Genomic DNA, 16643 nt, shown 5'->3' on the forward strand with positions numbered 1-16643 from the left:
TTCAGTTTCTCGTTTGGCTGTTATCAGAAAATGCAAAAAATTAGAAATCAATGAAAAATCCCGAAATTTATTTAGAACAAGCGTTAAAACTCGCTGAAATTCGACGAGGATTTTGCGCGCCTAATCCTGCAGTGGGAGCTGTATTGGTTAAGGATGATCAAATAATTTCCATGGGATTTCATAAAAAAAGTGGATCACCCCATGCAGAGGTAGAAGCTATCAATTCCGCTGGTAGTAGTGCGAAAGGAGCAAATTTATACGTAACTTTAGAACCTTGCTGCCATCACGGAAAAACACCACCGTGTACCGAATTGATTGTAAAAACCGGAATAAAAGCAGTCTATTATGGATCGATTGATCCCAATCCGAATGTCCTTAATAAAGGCGCTCAGACGCTACAGGAATCAGGAGTCGATTGTTTTTTGATAGCGGTACCTAAAATTAGATCCTTTTATGAAAGCTATACTCATTGGATAACCAATAAAAAACCTTGGGTCACTATCAAACTGGCAATTAGTTTGGATGGAAAAATTTCAGGAGCGAAAGGAAAACCGATTTCTTTGACTGGAGAAGGGTTAAAGCTTTATACACATGAGTTTCGAAGAAAGAGTGATGCTTTGCTTACTACAATAAACACAGTACTATACGACAATCCTCAAATGAATGTACGTCTTGCCAACAAAATAGTGAAGAAACCGATTTATATTCTCGACTCCAATTTGAGTTTTCCATTAGACGCACGTATACATCGAACTGCTAAAAAATTGACTCTTTTTCATATAAAATCTGCTGATAAGAAGCGAAAAAAGGCTCTTATTGAAAGAAACGTTCATTGTATTGAGATACGGAAGACTAAAAGAGGCACTTTGGATCTAGAAGAGATTATTGATATGATTGGAAAAAACGGAATTCACGATCTGTGGGTGGAATCAGGTGGAAAATGTTTCCAATCTTTTCTGTGTAAAAAATTGGTTCAACACGCTTTAATTTATATCGCCCCTAGAATTTTGGGTGCTCAGTCTGGTTCTGTTTTTCACATGCCGTTTAATTTTCAAGGACAACGCATTCAATGGCATCAGATTGGAGAAGATGCAGTGTGTGATATTAAATTTCTCTGAAGGTTTATCGCAGTTTTATTCCGTTAAAATCTGTATAAAATAAAAAGGAAGTTGACTTCCCGGTTGGATTTGCTATTGTAAGTTCGTGCAAAATCTTCCTATTTAGGAAGACGGGGTTTTTTGGTTTTGGAGACAAGACTTTAAATTTCCCTTGTACGATAAGAGGAGTGTCATTTTTCTTCTCTCCAAAACCAAAAAAGTGGGTTTGTATCGTCTTACGCAGGCAAGAAGAGGTTTTGTTTGTAAATAAATCGGTTGTATAATTTGGATCCTGGTATATAGATGATGTTTACGGGTATGATTGACCATTGTGGCAGGATACGATCTATTGAGATGATGCCAAAACAGGCGGTGGTTTGTGTTGAGACAGAATTTTCTGATTTACAGATTGGAGAAAGTATCGCGATGGATGGGATTTGTGTGACAGTTGTAGGGGGAGCGGAGGAGGGAAGATTCTTCTGCGAACTCTCTTCAGAAACGTTAGAGCGTACTTCTGCAAATTTCTATCGGTTGGGAAATCGAGTGAATTTGGAGCGCGCTTTGCGACTAATGGATCGAATGGGGGGGCATATAGTTACAGGTCATATCGATCAAACTGCTGTTACAGAAATTCCAGAAACTAAAAAGCAGAATAGGTTTTCTCAGGTAACTTTCAAAGGCTTTTCAAAAGAAGTTCGGTCTTATTTGATCAAAAAGGGTAGTATATCGATAAATGGAGTGAGTTTGACGATTAATGATGTAATGAAAGATGCGTTTTCAGTGATGTTGATTCCTCACACTTTAGAGAGAACAAATTTGAAAGATCTAGTAGTAGGAGATACGGTAAATATTGAATTTGATCTGATCGCAAAAATCATTGCTCAAGCAACTCGGGAGAAGATTTCCAATGAACAGAGCGTTCGACAGTATTAAAACAGCTTTAAAGACTTTGCGTGAAGGAGGTATGATTATCCTGGTCGATGACAAGTCGCGTGAAAACGAAGGCGATTTGGTCGTCTCCGCTACACACATTACATCCGATCAAGTGAATTTTATGGCCCAATATGGGAGGGGTTTGATTTGTTTGCCAATGGTATCTAGCGATTTTGAACGACTAGACATACCTATGATGGCAAGTCGCAATCAATCCCGTTATCAAACTCCTTTTGGAGTATCTATTGAGGGAGCTTATGGAGTGACAACGGGGATCTCAGCTCAAGATCGAGCGCGTACAATTCGTATTGCTGTTGACGAGAAAAGCGGCCCTAACGATATTGTAATGCCCGGACATATTTTTCCATTGAAGGCAAAAGATGGAGGGGTGTTGGCTCGCCCTGGACACACCGAAGGAAGCATCGATTTGTGTCGTTTAGCAAATTTAAAGCCGGCTGCTGTTTTGTGTGAAATTTTGAACGAAGATGGTGGTATGGCACGGTTGCCGGATTTACAACGATTTTCTGAGCATTATCAGATTCCACTTGTTAGTATTCATGATTTGATTACATATCGTATTAATTACGAAGTTTTAATTGAAGAGATTTCCGCCTCAACTCTTCCTCTTAAAAATAAGGGTAAATACACAATTAAGGTATTTCGTAGTAGAATTGACCGCTTAGAACACGTAGCTTTAATTAGCCAAAAAAATACAGTGGACGGTCTTTGTTTGGTACGAATCCATTCAGAATGCTTGACCGGTGATGTGTTTGGTTCTTCTCGTTGTGATTGTGGTTGGCAATTGACTGCTGCTTTGGACGAGATTTCTTCCCGAGGGGGTATTCTGCTTTACTTGCGTCAAGAAGGACGTGGTATCGGTTTGGGAAATAAGATAAAGGCCTACGCTCTACAAGAACAAGGGTTAGATACGGTAGAAGCAAACGATCATCTCGGTTTTGAGGCGGATTTACGGGATTACGGATTAGCAGCACAGATATTACGAATTTTAGGAGTGCACAAAATTTGCCTGCTGACTAATAATCCTAAAAAAGTCACGGATTTAAATCGTTATGGTATTGAAGTCTCTAAGCGAATGGCTTTGGAAACGGTACCGACATGCGATAATATTAGTTACTTAAAAACCAAAAGAGAAAAATTGGGTCATTTGCTAAACCTAACTGTAGAAGCGATTAATGATAAACCTACCTAGATTAGCTATCGTGGCCAGTAAATTCAACCAATCAATAACGGAGAAATTATTGTTTGGGGCTTTTGTTCGTCTAACGGAATTGGGTTTCGAAGAGCATTATATCAAGAAAATTTGGGTACCAGGAGTTGTAGAAATCCCATTAATGGCGAAACAACTGGCAAAGACTGGTTGGTACGATGTCGTTGTATGTTTTGGGGTAGTGATTCGAGGGGAAACCGATCACTATCGTTACGTTTGTCAACAAGTAAGTTTTGGGTGCCAACGCGTAGCTTTAGAATACGAAATTCCTGTTGTTTTTGGTATTTTGACTACTCATAATCAAGAACAAGCTCTTGCTAGAACAGGAGGAAGAAAAGGTAATAAAGGAGTTGAAATGGTAGACGCGGCAATGATGATGGTAGAAAGTATAAGACAGGCTAAAATCAGATAGTGTACAACAGTAGAAATCCTATCTTACAAGGAATTTCTAATTGGTTTATCCGTAATTTTTCGGATCCTGAAGCGTTGGCGTTGTTTTTTACTTTGTTTTTCGGATTTCTTCTGATTAAGTTTTTCGGAAAGTTTTTGTTACCGGTGATAATAAGCGCGGTGTTTTCTTACCTCTTCGCTGCGCCAGTACGATGGTTAGAACGATGGTGGTTTCCAAGATGGCTTGCGGTTACTGTAATTTATTTCTTTCTTTTAGGTCTTTTTGTACTGACCCTATTTAGTTTACTTCCACTAATGTGGAAGCAGTTAGTAGGAATTATAGTGCACGAGCTCCCTAGAGCTATTACCAAAGGGCAAGCATGGATGACTGAACTCATGTTTCGTTATCCGAAACTATTTCCTATCAATCCGCTTTTCAGTTTTGGTGCTTATTTGCATCAGCAATCAGTTCGAATTGGACAATTGATTTTGTCCCGTTCTTTGGCTTCAATTCCTAATGTTATTGGGATAATTCTTTATTTTGTATTAGTGCCTTTACTTGTATTTTTCTTTCTAAAGGATGGAGAAATCATTAGTACCTGGATTAGCCGTTTTTTACCGGAGCGTCGAGGACTTATTCGAATTGTTTGGTATGAGATGGATCAAAAAATTGGTGCTTATGTTCGTGGAAGAGCAATTGAAATAGTGATTGTCAGTTTTATCTCAGTTATCGCTTTTGTACTATTAGGGTTGCAATACGCTTTTTTATTGGGTGTTTTACTGGGATTGTCTGTAATTGTACCTTATATCGGTGCGGTAATTGTTGCGATTCCCATTGCTATAATTGGACTCGTACAGTGGGGCTTTTCTGCGTATTTTGCGTACTTGGTGATTATCTACGCTGTAATTATTACTTTAGACGGAAATATATTGGTCCCGTTTCTATTTTCAGAGATTATGGACTTGCATCCTGTGACAATTCTTTTGTCGACTTTGATTTTTGGAGGTATTTGGGGATTTTGGGGTGTTTTCTTTGCTATTCCTTTAGCTACGTTAACAAAATCAGTTCTGAGCGCATGGCCACAAACTTCTAGAAGGAGAGCCCTAGAAGGAGGGTAGGGTAAAGAAAGAGACGGGTCCATCTCCTCACGTAGCGAAACAAGAATTCGCTGTTTTATCGTTTTATCACAGAAAATATTTTTCTACGACCAAATCACAATCTAGTGGCAATTCAATTTTTGTCTTCTTCGTTACCAAACAACTTTCCTGAGGAAATTATTTTTTCTTGAGTGATTTTCGTTATTTTTCTATTTGCGTCGTTGAAAGCAGCTCTTATGAGAGCTTCAATAACTTCTTTTTTTTCTGCGAAAAGTTCATCAGAAAGTATAAAACTAACAATTTCATGTTGAGCGGTGAGAGTGACTTTCACCATGCCCGCCCCGGATTCACCGGTAACCTCAATTTTTGACAATTCCTTCTGAGCTTTTTGCATTATCTCTTGGATTTTTTTCGTACTCTTCATTAATTTGTCTAAATTAAATGTGCCATCAATCATTGTTTTCTGTTACCCCTTATTAAATTCTAAATTTTCGATAGGCACTCTGGAACGAAAAGCGTGACTTAAAGTACCGCCGTCAAGATATTCTAGCTCTCCTCCAATCGGAATTCCGTGCGCGATACGTGAGCATCTTATTTTGGCTCGATCTGTATGATTTACAATATAATGTGCTGTAGCCTTTCCTTCTACAGTCGCATTAGTGGCAATAATAAGTTCTGTAATAGATTCTTCTCTTAAGCGATCAAGTAAAATAGGGATTTTAATTTCTTGAGGTCCTATTCCATCCAAAGGAGATAATCGTCCTTGTAATACAAAATAACGACCCGAATAAACTCGGGTCTGTTCTATAGCAACTACATCGGATGGGCCTTCTACAACACATAAAAGCGCAGAATTTCGCTTTGGATCGCAACAAATATCACATAAATGTTGTTCAGTATAGATTTGACATAGTTGGCATTCTCGTACTTGGCTGATGGCAGATTGCAGAGATTGGGCTAACGCTAATCCCTTAGTATTAGCGGATTTTGTAAGAAGATGAAAAGCTATCCGTTGCGCAGATTTCGGACCCACTCCGGGTAAATATTGAAGCGCCATTATCAGCTTTTGTATTAGTGGACTGAACATAAATGTATCCGCTTCACTTGTGCAAAATTTTTCATTTATTATCGCTTTTAAGAGATAAAGAAATTTCCTTACGATCGTTTTAGGGAGCGTACAAAATCTTCGCATCATCCTATTACAAATTTATTGATTATTCAAAATTTTTGTTCTACCTCCTTCCGAAGGAGATAGGATTTCCTCTGTTGTAATTTCCCGTTTTTCCTCTAAATTTGGGGGTTGGTTCTGTTTCTTTTGATAGTTCAGGTAGTCTTTCGGATCGTTGTGTTTTGATTTCCGAAGATGTTTTGACGATTCCGGATAAAAGGCAAGCATCCGTAACAGCGTCATCTCAAATCCTATTTGTGAATTTGGTGAAAAAGGCAAATCTCGTTGTCCTAACAACGCAATTTGATAAAAAAGTTGTACGTCTTCGCAATGGAGAAGATTCGCCAATTGACGCAGTCGTTTATGGTTGTGTTCAACATGAACGTCGGGGACTACTTGAATAATAGCAATTTGATGAAGCAATGCTAATAATTCAACTAAAGCATTTGAGAAATCAATACCTTTTTGGGCAAGTGTATTGATCTGTTGTAACAGAACATTTCCTTGTTTCCACGCTAAAGCTTCAAGAATGTCAAATAACGGATTGGATTCAATAATTCCCAGCATGTTTTTAACATCTTTGGTAAAAATTTTACCGTTTCCGTAAGTTATACTTTGATCTAAAAGACTGAGAGCATCTCGAACATTTCCGTTAGCAGCGCGTACTAACAAATCAAGTGCGGATTTTTCAAACTCTATATTTTCTTTCTGTAGAATCTTTTGACAATGAACAGTCATTTGCTCCGGTAAAAGACGAATAAGATGAAATTGTAAGCATCTCGACAATACGGTTATTGGTAATTTTCGATAATCAGTAGTAGCGAGAATAAATTTCACATGATTGGGAGGCTCTTCCAGAGTTTTTAGTAGAGCGTTAAAACTGTGTCCAGAAAGCATATGCACTTCGTCAATCAAGTAGACTTTAAATCGTCCTTTTGTTGGTGTATATTGAACACTATCAAGTAATTCTCTTATATCTTCTACTTTAGTTCGTGAAGCTGCATCCACTTCAAAAAGATCAAGAAATCGCCCCGAATTGATTTCTTTACAGTTATCACAGACGTTGCAGGGATTAGCACTGATTTCTTTCTCACAATTAAGACATTTTGCGAGTAGACGTCCTAAAGTCGTTTTGCCTACACCACTAGGTCCTGTAAACAAATAGGCGTGGTGGAGGTGTTTTTGATTTAGAGCATTGACCAAAGCTCGAACAACAAATATTTGTCCAATTATTTCTCGAAAACGTTTAGGACGCCATTTCCGCGCTAATATTTGGTAAGACATTTTGCAATCTTAGCCCCTTTTTTATTTTATCCTCTGCTGTCATCCGCGCTTTAGCGCTCGCCTGGTTTTAATTATGATCGAAATATGTAAACACAAACAACTTGCGCTGTTTTCTATCTTTCTCCCGGAGAGAGAGGGATTCGAACCCTCGGTACGAGATTGAAATCTCATACACACGATTTCCAGTCGTGCCTCTTTAACCACTCGAGCACCTCTCCATCTGATTCTATCTGTTTTAAGAATTTTAATATAAATTTTCGATCTTGTAACAAACGAAACAGAAATTGGTTTCAAACTAAACTAGAATGTTTAGAGTCGCAATATGTTAATTTTATAATTTCTTTTTTGTGAAAATCGTGGTCGCAAAAAATAGATCTTCCATTAAAATTGCATAGGAGAATTTCGCACATCTTCTGTATCAAGCGTTGGCTTATGAAATATACACTTTAGAATTTGAAAATACATTGTAGAAAGAATATCAAGGTCTGCAATACGGGTATTTTCGTTGATATGGTGTGCGGTTTTATTGACAGGACCTAGTTCGACAATCTCACAACCGGTAGAGGAAAAAAATTGCCCATCAGAGGTTCCTCCATGGAGGTTAGGTTTGGTTTGACATTTTATGGTTTCTTTAATTACTCGACAAGTGATGGTTGCTAATTTGGTTTTTCCGCTAAAGAAAGGTCGACTGGCAAGGATCCATTGGACGTCGTATTTGACTAGGTGTTGATTGAGAATAGACTCGAATTTTTCCTGTATTGTTTCTGGAAGACAAGAGGGAGCGAATCGCAAGTTAAATTTAGCTTTCAATTTTTCTGGAATGATATTAGGAGCTTCGCTATCGGATTCAATATTGTAGAATTGTAAAGAGGTAGACGTAGAAAAATCATTCTGATCCCAATTGGTGTGTATTAAAGCGTTGAATGCTTGAAAACAGCGATGGATGGGATTTTCGGCCAGATGAGGATAGGCAATATGTCCTTGTTTTCCAAATATGGTAATTCGACCGTACAGAGATCCTCGACGTCCGATTTTAATAGAATCGCCCAAAATGTTATTGCTGCTAGGCTCCCCAAGGATACAATAACGTATCTTGATATTCTTTTTTTGTAGAAATTCGACCACTCTACGAGTTCCGTTTTTCGCCAAACCTTCCTCATCGCTTGTAATGACAAATCCAATAGTTCCATTATAACTAGGATAATTCCTGACAAATTTTTGGGCTGCAACGACCATAGCAGCCAGTCCACTTTTCATATCTGTAGCTCCGCGACCATAGAGATATCCGTTTTTTTCAGTTGGAGTAAACGGAGGAGAGTTCCATTGTGTTTCGTCTCCAGGTGGAACGACATCAGTATGACCTGCAAAAACAAGAAGAGGAAGTTTTCTCTTTCCATTGTGTCTATGCCAAGCCCATAGATTGCTGACTTCTGAAAAGTTCAAACGCTCGCACTGAAATCCTGAAGAACTCAGATATTTAATCAAAATGTCTTGACAACCCGCATCTTCGGGAGTGATGGAAGGGCATGCAATCAGTTGCTTTAAAAGCTTTAGTGTTTCACTCATGCGCGTATTGTCTTAACATCGTGGTATTTTTCTTCGCGTAAGAATTCATTTAAAGAAATTTTATCCCGAGTGTTTTGGTCTACTTTTTTAATTATGATGGCACTGTAGCGATTGTATTCTTTTGTAGAAGAAGGAAGACTTCCAGAGATCACTACAGAATTGGTAGGAATACGCCCGTAGGTAGTTTCTCCGGTGAGTCGATTGTAAATTGGAGTGCTCTTGCCGAGAAAAACACCCATAGAAACAACTGCGCCTTTTTCAATTACAATTCCTTCTGCGATTTCTGAACGAGCACCGATAAAGCAATTATCTTCGATAATGGTGGGATGCGTTTGTAGGGGTTCAAGAACCCCCCCAATGCCTACACCACCAGAGATATGTACATTTTTACCTATTTGAGCGCAAGAACCTATTGTTGACCAGGTGTCGATTAAAGTGCCTGAATTGATGTAAGCACCGATATTAACATAACTTGGCATAAGTACGGTATTTTGAGCTAAATAGGCACCTTTTCGTACAATCGCATGCGGAACGATGCGAATTTCTTTTTTATTGAATTCAGCTTGGCAATAATTTTTTAGAGGAATCTTATCGTAAAAAGAAGCGTAGCCTGCTTTGAAAATTTTGTAAGGTTCGGTTTTAAAATAAAGCAAAATAGCCATTTTGATCCATTCGTTAGTTATCCAACGTCCATGGTGTTTTTCCGAAACACGAATTTCCCCTCGATCAAGAAGTTCAATAGTTTGGTGTATGCCTTCGCGAATTTTTTTCGGAATACTATCGCTGGAAAATGAATTCTTGTTGCGATAGGCCTCTTCGATAAGAGATTTAAGACAATTACTCATTAGGGTTGGGTTCTGATACTTACATTTTTACATTGTGTAATGTTGTATTATGATAATAGATATTTTTTCATAAGTCTTGTATTCAGTATATATTTCTAACAATCGCTTTCGTGATACAAAGTCCGGAATAAAATACATAAGTAACTGTGTTGACGCATTCGAATATGAGCAGTAGAGTAAATGTTAATGTAATGAATATGTAATATTTTTGTGAAATTCGGGGTATAGCGCAGTCTGGTAGCGTACCTGCTTTGGGAGCAGGGTGTCGGGGGTTCAAATCCCTCTACCCCGATTTACTATAAATCAGAGATTTGCGCAAAGGAAAAATGAAGTTATCATGGTTTTTGTTACGCGATAGTGGTAAGGAAAAAAGAAAATTAATAAACAGCGTCCGTAGCTCATTTTGGATAGAGCATCGGCCTTCTAAGCCGAGGGTAGCGGGTTCAAATCCTGCCGGGCGCATCCCTTACAGATTTTGGTGGACGTAGCTCAGTTGGTAGAGCTTCGGATTGTGGTTCCGATTGTCGTGGGTTCGAATCCCATCGTCCACCCCTGCTTTCTGTATGTATGTATGATAAACGCGCATAAGAGGGTAGAATTTTTTCGTATACAAGAAGTGTTTTGTTCTTTACGAGGTCAAATGATACAAAATAAAAATGAAGATTCTGTGTTTGTTTCTAATCGGTCAGAAAGGATTAAATTCTGATTTCCTTTCTCTTGGAAAGGAGAGTTTGCTATTTGTTTGTGTTGGTTTGTGTTGTGGACATTCTCATGGACTTAAGATTAAATCTAGGCAGAACATACAAAATCTTAAAATCTTAGCGACTTCGAAAGATTGAAAATTCGAAAAAAGATGAGACTTTGTGGGCCGTTAGCTCAGTTGGGAGAGCAGCTGACTCTTAATCAGCGGGTCCACGGTTCGAGCCCGTGACGGCCCACAAAGTCTCATCTTTTTTCCAAAAAACGAGCGCTGTTTTACTCAATGTTGCCTAGTTTAGAAGAAAATGACTTTTAAATGATTTGAATTTTCATAAGGAGGAAAGAATATTTTATTTGACATTGCGATTAATCTGATATATTGATTGGTTGATTAGGCGCGAGTTTCGGAAAATTTCCAGAGTAGTTTTGTGCAGGAATGACACTTCAAACCATTGCTTCTATAGTCGAAGAAAGGCCGGTACAACCTGTGTTTGCCTTTAGACCTTATGCTCTGGAGAAAGCAATCGATTTTTTTCGCACAAAATTCAAGGGGCGTGTTTTATACGCAGTAAAAACAAATCCAGAGCAGCATGTCGTTCAATTGGTGCACAATTGTGGTATAACCGCGTTTGATGTAGCCTCTCATGAAGAAATGCATACTGTCAGAGAATTTGTACCGTCAGCAGAGCTCTATTTTATGCATCCTGTAAAATCGCCTTATGCAGTTTTTGAAGCTTACTTTAATTACAGTGTGCGTCATTTCTCTCTTGATTGCTTGGATGAATTGAATAAAATTTTGCGTTGTACAAAAAATGCCAAAGATCTCTGTTTACATTTACGGCTTGCCATTCCAAATACGTTCTCCGAATTTAATTTGTCGGAAAAGTTTGGTATTGACCTGTATGAAGCTCCTAAATTGTTGCAAATAATACGAAAGGTAGCTTATAAATTGGGTGTTACATTCCATGTAGGATCACAATGTATGCATCCCAATGCTTATCGTATTGCGATTCGTATGGCCAATAAAGTAATTAGCGAGTCTGGTGTAGAAATCGAATATTTTAATGTAGGTGGGGGGTTTCCTTCTATTTATCCAGGTATGATTCCTCCAGCACTGCACATCTATTTCGAGGCGATTTACGCCGAATTCTCAAAAATAGTTTATGAGAAACCTCATATAGAATTACTTTGCGAACCGGGCCGTTCGCTAGTAGCAGAAAGTACTTCTGTAGTAGTAAATGTCGAATTGCGAAAGGGTGGAACCTTGTACATCAACGACGGTACTTACGGGAGTCTTTTTGACGCTGGAATTCCTCACTTTATTTTTCCTGTGCATTTACTGAGTGCAAATCGCCCTACAGACAGAAATCTCTTGCCTTTTAGTTTTTACGGTCCTACTTGTGATTCTCTCGATCACATGAAAGGGCCATTCTATCTTCCTAACGACGTTAAAGAAGGCGATTATATTGAGATCGGGCAGATGGGCGCTTACGGTCGAACTTTATCAACCACTTTCAATGGTTTTAAACAAAAAGAAGGCGTTGTTATGGTTTCAGATGAACCTCTCATGACAATGTATTCTGACGACTGTATCACACAAGAGCCTTTGGAAGTGATTGCCGCTTAATTTGTACGATTTGTAGTAAGAGGAATGCTCCTTGTCTTTGAAGAAAAAATTCTTACAAAAAAAAATCGAACACATTGATATCACTCGCTTTGACGCACGACCAATCGTTGATGCTATGAGTTGTATGTCTTTTACTTCCCGTGCACTCGCAAGAGCAACGAAGATCTTTAATCGCATGCTTCGAGACAAAAAGTGTAGCATTATTTTGACTATTGCTGGATCAACTTCAGCTGGAGGCTGTATGAAATTATACGCTGATTTGATCAGATATAACATGGTGGATATCGTTGTAGCGACTGGTGCTAGCATTGTAGACATGGATTTTTTTGAAGCTCTGGGTTTTCGTCACTATCAAGGAACTCCGGAAGCGGAGGATCGGAAATTGCGTGACCTATATATTGATCGAATTTATGATACTTATATAGATGAAGAAGATTTGCAACGATGCGATAATGTGATTTTTGGAATTGCCAACACTCTTAAGCCGAGACCTTACAGCTCGCGAGAATTTATAAAAGTTATGGGAGCCTTTTTACAAAAAAAAGATGAGAAAAAAGAAGATTCATTAGTTCGCTTGGCATACGAACACGATGTGCCTATTTTCTGTCCTGCTTTTACCGATTCTTCAGCAGGGTTTGGTTTGGTTCTGCATCAAGTAAGAAACCCTGATAGACATCTGACCATTGATTCTGTTCGCGATTTCCGTGAACTAATGGAAGCTAAAATTCGAGCGGGGACAACTGGATTGCTAATGATTGGAGGTGGAGTACCAAAAAATTTTGTTCAAGATGTAATAATTTGCGCAGAAGTTATTGGAAAATCGGTGGATGTACACAAATACGCTATTCAAATAACCGTAGCGGATGTTCGTGATGGAGCGTGTTCCAGTTCGACACTGAAAGAAGCTTATTCATGGGGAAAAGTGGATACTGCTTACGAACAAATGGTCTATGCGGAAGCCACCTCTGTATTGCCGTTATTGGTTAGCGACGCGTATCATCGAGGTTTTTGGAAAGACCGGCTGCGCAGACATTGTGCTCAGCTGTTTATCGAGGAATCGAAATCATGAGATGTCTTCCTTCTAGGAAAGCTTTTTTGGGATTAGATTCGAGAGACGCTGTAAATTATAAAGATGCGAAAGCTGTTGTTGTTCCATTTGGTCTGGAACAATCTGTCAGTTATGGAAAAGGAACTGCTAAAGGACCTTCTGCAATGATTCAAGCTTCGTATAAAGTAGAGTTATTTGATGAAGTGTTTTGGTGCGAACCTTATCGCAATATCGGTATCGTAACCTTAGAAGAACCTAAAATTGAAAATGGTATATCGCGAGCGTTACAGCAATTGGAAAGATTAGTTGGATGCGTTGTAAGCGATAGAAAATTTCCTTTTGTTTTTGGAGGAGAACATTCTATTACTGTAGGTTCTATCCGCCCTTTTGTTAAGGAATATGCCGATTTGGCAATTTTGCATTTCGACGCGCATACGGATTTGCGCGACGGGTATCACGGAGAGTATTTTTCTCACGCTTCTGCAATTCGGCGTTGTTTAGATCATCCCAATGTCGAAGTCATTTCGATTGGTATCCGAAATATTTCTTTGGAAGAGATTTCTTTTTTTGAAGCTAATAGGAATCGAATTCGTATTTATTGGGCGAAAGACAAAAAGAATTGGGACATTAGAAAAATCATCGATCCTCTAAAAAATCGTCCTATTTATCTTACAGTCGATGTAGACGGATTTGATTCCAGTTTAATGCCTGCTACCGGTACACCTGAGCCGGGAGGATTATTTTGGGACGATACGCTCGAAATCATTACTGCAGCGAGCGAGATAGGTACTATCGTTGGCGCGGATATTAATGAATTGGCGCCGATTTCTAATTTTCACAGTTGTGATTTTTTATCAGCAAAACTGGCTTATAAGATTCTTTCCATAGTTTTTAAAGATTTCTACAGAAGAAGAAAATTTCTGCAAGATTTCTAAAACTTATGAAAACGCGCACTCTCTTCAATTGCGAAATTGGCAACTGGTACACCAATCACAAACACAAATTCTTATGAAAAAAAATCTCGAAGTTCTATTAAACCAAACCATCAAAAATTTAAAAGAAAAAGGAACGCTGAATTCCAATCTTTTTCCGCTATTCAAGGTTACGCAAAGTCAAAACCCTAAATACGGTGATTTTACAACAAATTTAGCTTTAGTAATAAAAAAAACTGTGGGAATTGGCTCACGCGTTCTTGCCGAAGAGATTGTTAACGCTTTTCCATCTTCGCCATACGTTTCCAAAGTAGAAATTGCTGGTCCAGGTTTTATTAATTTTTATATTACAGCGAGCAGTTATCAGAATATCATTCCCGTTATTTTAGCAGCAGGATCACGCTATATTGGTAGTCAGATTGGTTTAGGAAAATCCATACATATAGAATATGTTTCTGCTAATCCAACAGGTCCTTTACATGTCGGTCACGGAAGAAGCGCTGCTTACGGTGCTTGTGTATCCAACTTGCTGAAAATAGTTGGCTATAGAGTACATCAGGAATACTACATCAATGATTCTGGGCGACAAATGGAGATTCTGGCGTTAAGCGTTTGGATTCGATACTTGCAACAGTATAAAGAAACTTTAACTTTTCCTCAAAATGCCTATCGGGGCCAGTATATTGTAGATATTGCCCGTAACTTGAGAAGTAGATATGGAAATCTCTTTTTCTACTCACAGAAGACAATCTACAATCAATTGTCCATTTTAGGAATTAGCGGAAATTTTGACGATCTTAGTACATGGATGCAGGTCCAAAAAGATTTGCTTGGAAAAAAGAATTGCAGCATTCTTCTCAATACAGCGCTTAGCCATATTTTGGAAGATATCAGAGACGATCTAAAAGAATTTGGAATTGTCTATGATGAGTGGTTTCCCGAAAGTCGATTGATAGAAAAAGATTTAATTAGAGAAATATTAGATCTTTTGTATCAACAAGGACACGTATACGAAAAAAATGGCGCTCGGTGGTTTCGGTCCACTGGATTGGGCGATACAAAGGACCGAGTGTTGGTTCGAAGAAATGGTGTTCCCACTTATTTTGCGTCTGATATCGCTTACCATTTCTATAAGTTCAATCAGAAATACGATGTTGTTGTCGACATTTTTGGATCGGATCATCATGGATATGTTCCTCGACTGTGTTCTTTTTTGCGCACTCTAAGAGAGTCTGCTAATCTGCAAACTTTATTGGTACAATTTGTAGTCTTCTATCGAAAAGGTAAAAAAATTTCTATGTCTACTCGGAGTGGAGAATTTATCACGCTACGAGAACTTCGTAGAGAAGTTGGTAATGATGCAGCACGCTTTTTCTACATTATGTACAAACCCGATCAGCATTTAGAATTTGATCTCAGTCTGGCAGTATCTCGATCAAATAAAAATCCTGTTTATTACATTCAATACGCCCACGCGCGGATTTGTCGTATTTTTCAAAAATTGGACGAATCTTTAAAGGAATGGAACCCTGTAGAGGGAATGAGAAATTTATCTTTATTATCAAACTCTTATGAGAAAGCTTTACTGATTACTTTATCGTGTTACGAAGAAATTATACATACCGCTGTTGTACAATACGCTCCTCATCTTCTGGCTCACTATTTACAAAATCTCGCTAACCAATTTCATGCCTATTATAACGCGGAACGTTTTCTTGTTGAGGACGACAAATTACGTAACGCGCGTCTGAATATAATTTCAGCTGTGCGACAGATTATTGCCAACGGATTGACTTTATTGGGTGTATCTGCGCCTGAAAAAATGTAGGGAGGGGCACTCTTTGATATCGACAGAAGTCTAATTTGGAATTTGCATTCCAATAATCCAATTTTGAACTTGTAAAGGTGTTTTCTTTTCTGTTCGCGTCCGTTTTTACATTCCTCTAGACGCAGATGACTTCATCGTAATTAGCGATGTTGTTTTAACATGAATTTATCTCTTAGAGATTTACAATCTGTGCTTGAAAACTAGGTGTTCCAACCCAATCTATGAAAGACGTTGCCCCATTTTTATTCATAACACGTATAGATTGACAATTAGAAGTGATGAAAGAATTACGAGGTACTACGATAGTTTCTGTACGAAGGGGAAGTAAAGTTGTTGTAGGAGGCGATGGTCAAGTATCGATGAGTGGTACTGTTTTGAAGGGAAACGCTTGTAAAGTTCGGTATCTCTATAAAGACAAAGTAATCACTGGTTTTGCTGGAGGAACAGCAGACGCTTTTACTTTGTTTGAACGATTTGAAGAAAAGTTGGAACAGTATTCGGGAAATTTAATTCGTTCTGCTGTTGAGTTGGCTAAAGACTGGCGAACCGATCGAATGCTGCGCCGCTTAGAAGCATTATTGGCGGTAGTTGACGCAAAGAAGTCTCTTATTATTACGGGTCTTGGAGATGTCATTGAACCTGAACGAAATGTCATGGCCATTGGATCTGGGGGGTTGTATGCGCAAGCTGCAGCCAGAGCTTTATTGGACAATACAGATTTAAATGCGCGAGAAATTGTTGAAAAGACACTTACTATTGCCGCTGAAATTTGCATTTATACGAACCTTCATTTCACAGTCAAGGAACTTGATTGCGAAAAATAATTTCGTCAGATAAAATTATTATGACAACTAGAAATGTGGAGTATAACGTTTAACGTTTAGGATATGCTTGAGATTC

Annotated in this window: 15 protein-coding genes and 5 tRNA genes; 14 read left to right on the plus strand and 6 right to left on the minus strand. The window is 38.5% G+C overall.

Annotated elements, in window-relative coordinates:
* The first annotated feature begins 50 nt into the window (after nt 1–50).
* From ribD to EGQ50_RS00945, 5 genes are all read left to right on the plus strand, one after another.
* Entirely contained in the window at nt 51–1118 is a 1068-nt protein-coding gene (gene ribD, locus EGQ50_RS00925; protein ID WP_159747771.1) for a bifunctional diaminohydroxyphosphoribosylaminopyrimidine deaminase/5-amino-6-(5-phosphoribosylamino)uracil reductase RibD, read from the plus strand.
* 297 nt (nt 1119–1415) lie between these two features.
* Nucleotides 1416–2030 carry a riboflavin synthase gene (locus EGQ50_RS00930; protein ID WP_246168981.1) on the plus strand — a complete coding sequence of 205 codons (615 nt, stop codon included), beginning with the start codon at nt 1416–1418 and terminating at the stop codon, nt 2028–2030.
* Nucleotides 2005–3240, plus strand: a complete 1236-nt coding sequence (gene ribB, locus EGQ50_RS00935; RefSeq protein ID WP_159747773.1) for a 3,4-dihydroxy-2-butanone-4-phosphate synthase — start codon at nt 2005–2007, stop codon at nt 3238–3240. The genes EGQ50_RS00930 and ribB overlap by 26 nt, the downstream gene beginning before the upstream one ends.
* Nucleotides 3224–3670 carry a 6,7-dimethyl-8-ribityllumazine synthase gene (ribH, locus tag EGQ50_RS00940; RefSeq protein WP_159747775.1) on the plus strand — a complete coding sequence of 149 codons (447 nt, stop codon included), beginning with the start codon at nt 3224–3226 and terminating at the stop codon, nt 3668–3670. Before ribB ends, ribH begins: the two co-directional genes overlap by 17 nt.
* Complete coding sequence (locus EGQ50_RS00945) at nt 3670–4767, plus strand: AI-2E family transporter (RefSeq protein WP_159747777.1); 1098 nt, start codon at nt 3670–3672, stop codon at nt 4765–4767. Before ribH ends, EGQ50_RS00945 begins: the two co-directional genes overlap by 1 nt.
* A gap of 112 nt (nt 4768–4879) precedes the next feature.
* On the opposite strand, the gene EGQ50_RS00950 is transcribed toward EGQ50_RS00945, so the two are convergent.
* The 6 genes from EGQ50_RS00950 to dapD all read right to left on the minus strand — a co-directional run bounded on the left by EGQ50_RS00950 (nt 4880) and on the right by dapD (nt 9609).
* Entirely contained in the window at nt 4880–5203 is a 324-nt protein-coding gene (locus EGQ50_RS00950; protein ID WP_159747779.1) for a YbaB/EbfC family nucleoid-associated protein, read from the minus strand.
* A gap of 9 nt (nt 5204–5212) precedes the next feature.
* A complete protein-coding gene (recR, locus tag EGQ50_RS00955) occupies nt 5213–5833 on the minus strand; it encodes a recombination mediator RecR (protein WP_159748437.1) in 621 nt (206 codons plus the stop codon).
* 120 nt (nt 5834–5953) lie between these two features.
* The gene (dnaX, locus tag EGQ50_RS00960) at nt 5954–7198 is read right to left on the minus strand and encodes a DNA polymerase III subunit gamma/tau (RefSeq protein WP_159747781.1); all 1245 of its coding nucleotides are present in this window, start codon (nt 7196–7198) and stop codon (nt 5954–5956) included.
* Between the two features lie 125 nt (nt 7199–7323).
* Nucleotides 7324–7416, minus strand: a tRNA-Ser gene (locus EGQ50_RS00965).
* Nucleotides 7417–7579: 163 nt separating this feature from the next.
* The gene (gene dapE, locus EGQ50_RS00970; protein WP_159747783.1) at nt 7580–8764 is read right to left on the minus strand and encodes a succinyl-diaminopimelate desuccinylase; all 1185 of its coding nucleotides are present in this window, start codon (nt 8762–8764) and stop codon (nt 7580–7582) included.
* A complete protein-coding gene (gene dapD / locus EGQ50_RS00975) occupies nt 8761–9609 on the minus strand; it encodes a 2,3,4,5-tetrahydropyridine-2,6-dicarboxylate N-succinyltransferase (protein ID WP_159747785.1) in 849 nt (282 codons plus the stop codon). Before dapD ends, dapE begins: the two co-directional genes overlap by 4 nt.
* Nucleotides 9610–9827: 218 nt before the next feature.
* On the opposite strand from dapD, the gene EGQ50_RS00980 reads away from it, so the two are divergent.
* The 9 genes from EGQ50_RS00980 to hslV all read left to right on the plus strand — a co-directional run bounded on the left by EGQ50_RS00980 (nt 9828) and on the right by hslV (nt 16567).
* Nucleotides 9828–9901 (plus strand) — tRNA-Pro (locus tag EGQ50_RS00980).
* A gap of 95 nt (nt 9902–9996) precedes the next feature.
* Nucleotides 9997–10071 (plus strand) — tRNA-Arg (locus EGQ50_RS00985).
* 16 nt (nt 10072–10087) lie between these two features.
* A tRNA-His gene (locus tag EGQ50_RS00990) sits at nt 10088–10160 on the plus strand.
* Between the two features lie 314 nt (nt 10161–10474).
* Nucleotides 10475–10547 (plus strand) — tRNA-Lys (locus tag EGQ50_RS00995).
* 197 nt (nt 10548–10744) lie between these two features.
* The gene (locus tag EGQ50_RS01000) at nt 10745–11935 is read left to right on the plus strand and encodes a type III PLP-dependent enzyme (protein WP_159747787.1); all 1191 of its coding nucleotides are present in this window, start codon (nt 10745–10747) and stop codon (nt 11933–11935) included.
* Nucleotides 11936–11966: 31 nt separating this feature from the next.
* Nucleotides 11967–13004 (plus strand): 1,9-bis(guanidino)-5-aza-nonane synthase, encoded by a 1038-nt coding sequence (locus EGQ50_RS01005; RefSeq protein ID WP_159747789.1) that lies wholly within the window; start codon nt 11967–11969, stop codon nt 13002–13004.
* Complete coding sequence (gene speB / locus EGQ50_RS01010) at nt 13001–13918, plus strand: agmatinase (protein WP_159747791.1); 918 nt, start codon at nt 13001–13003, stop codon at nt 13916–13918. Before EGQ50_RS01005 ends, speB begins: the two co-directional genes overlap by 4 nt.
* Nucleotides 13919–13991: 73 nt before the next feature.
* Complete coding sequence (gene argS / locus EGQ50_RS01015; protein ID WP_159747793.1) at nt 13992–15743, plus strand: arginine--tRNA ligase; 1752 nt, start codon at nt 13992–13994, stop codon at nt 15741–15743.
* Nucleotides 15744–16021: 278 nt separating this feature from the next.
* On the plus strand, nt 16022–16567 hold the full coding sequence (gene hslV, locus EGQ50_RS01020) for an ATP-dependent protease subunit HslV (protein WP_159748439.1): 546 nt from the start codon (nt 16022–16024) through the stop codon (nt 16565–16567).
* The last annotated feature ends 76 nt before the right edge of the window (nt 16568–16643 follow it).

This window comes from Coxiella endosymbiont of Amblyomma sculptum (assembly GCF_009883795.1).
Classification (GTDB): domain Bacteria; phylum Pseudomonadota; class Gammaproteobacteria; order Coxiellales; family Coxiellaceae; genus Coxiella.

Excerpts from the sequence above, each read along its gene's own strand:
- speB (WP_159747791.1), top strand. The coding sequence starts at position 13,001 with ATGAGATGTCTTCCTTCTAGGAAAGCTTTTTTGGGATTAGATTCGAGA.
- EGQ50_RS00930 (WP_246168981.1), top strand. The coding sequence starts at position 1,416 with ATGATTGACCATTGTGGCAGGATACGATCTATTGAGATGATGCCAAAA.
- EGQ50_RS00950 (WP_159747779.1), bottom strand. The coding sequence starts at position 5,203 with ATGATTGATGGCACATTTAATTTAGACAAATTAATGAAGAGTACGAAA.
- dnaX (WP_159747781.1), bottom strand. The coding sequence starts at position 7,198 with ATGTCTTACCAAATATTAGCGCGGAAATGGCGTCCTAAACGTTTTCGA.
- ribB (WP_159747773.1), top strand. The coding sequence starts at position 2,005 with ATGAACAGAGCGTTCGACAGTATTAAAACAGCTTTAAAGACTTTGCGT.
- recR (WP_159748437.1), bottom strand. The coding sequence starts at position 5,833 with ATGTTCAGTCCACTAATACAAAAGCTGATAATGGCGCTTCAATATTTA.
- dapD (WP_159747785.1), bottom strand. The coding sequence starts at position 9,609 with ATGAGTAATTGTCTTAAATCTCTTATCGAAGAGGCCTATCGCAACAAG.
- EGQ50_RS01000 (WP_159747787.1), top strand. The coding sequence starts at position 10,745 with ATGACACTTCAAACCATTGCTTCTATAGTCGAAGAAAGGCCGGTACAA.
- ribD (WP_159747771.1), top strand. The coding sequence starts at position 51 with ATGAAAAATCCCGAAATTTATTTAGAACAAGCGTTAAAACTCGCTGAA.
- hslV (WP_159748439.1), top strand. The coding sequence starts at position 16,022 with ATGAAAGAATTACGAGGTACTACGATAGTTTCTGTACGAAGGGGAAGT.
- argS (WP_159747793.1), top strand. The coding sequence starts at position 13,992 with ATGAAAAAAAATCTCGAAGTTCTATTAAACCAAACCATCAAAAATTTA.
- dapE (WP_159747783.1), bottom strand. The coding sequence starts at position 8,764 with ATGAGTGAAACACTAAAGCTTTTAAAGCAACTGATTGCATGCCCTTCC.
- ribH (WP_159747775.1), top strand. The coding sequence starts at position 3,224 with ATGATAAACCTACCTAGATTAGCTATCGTGGCCAGTAAATTCAACCAA.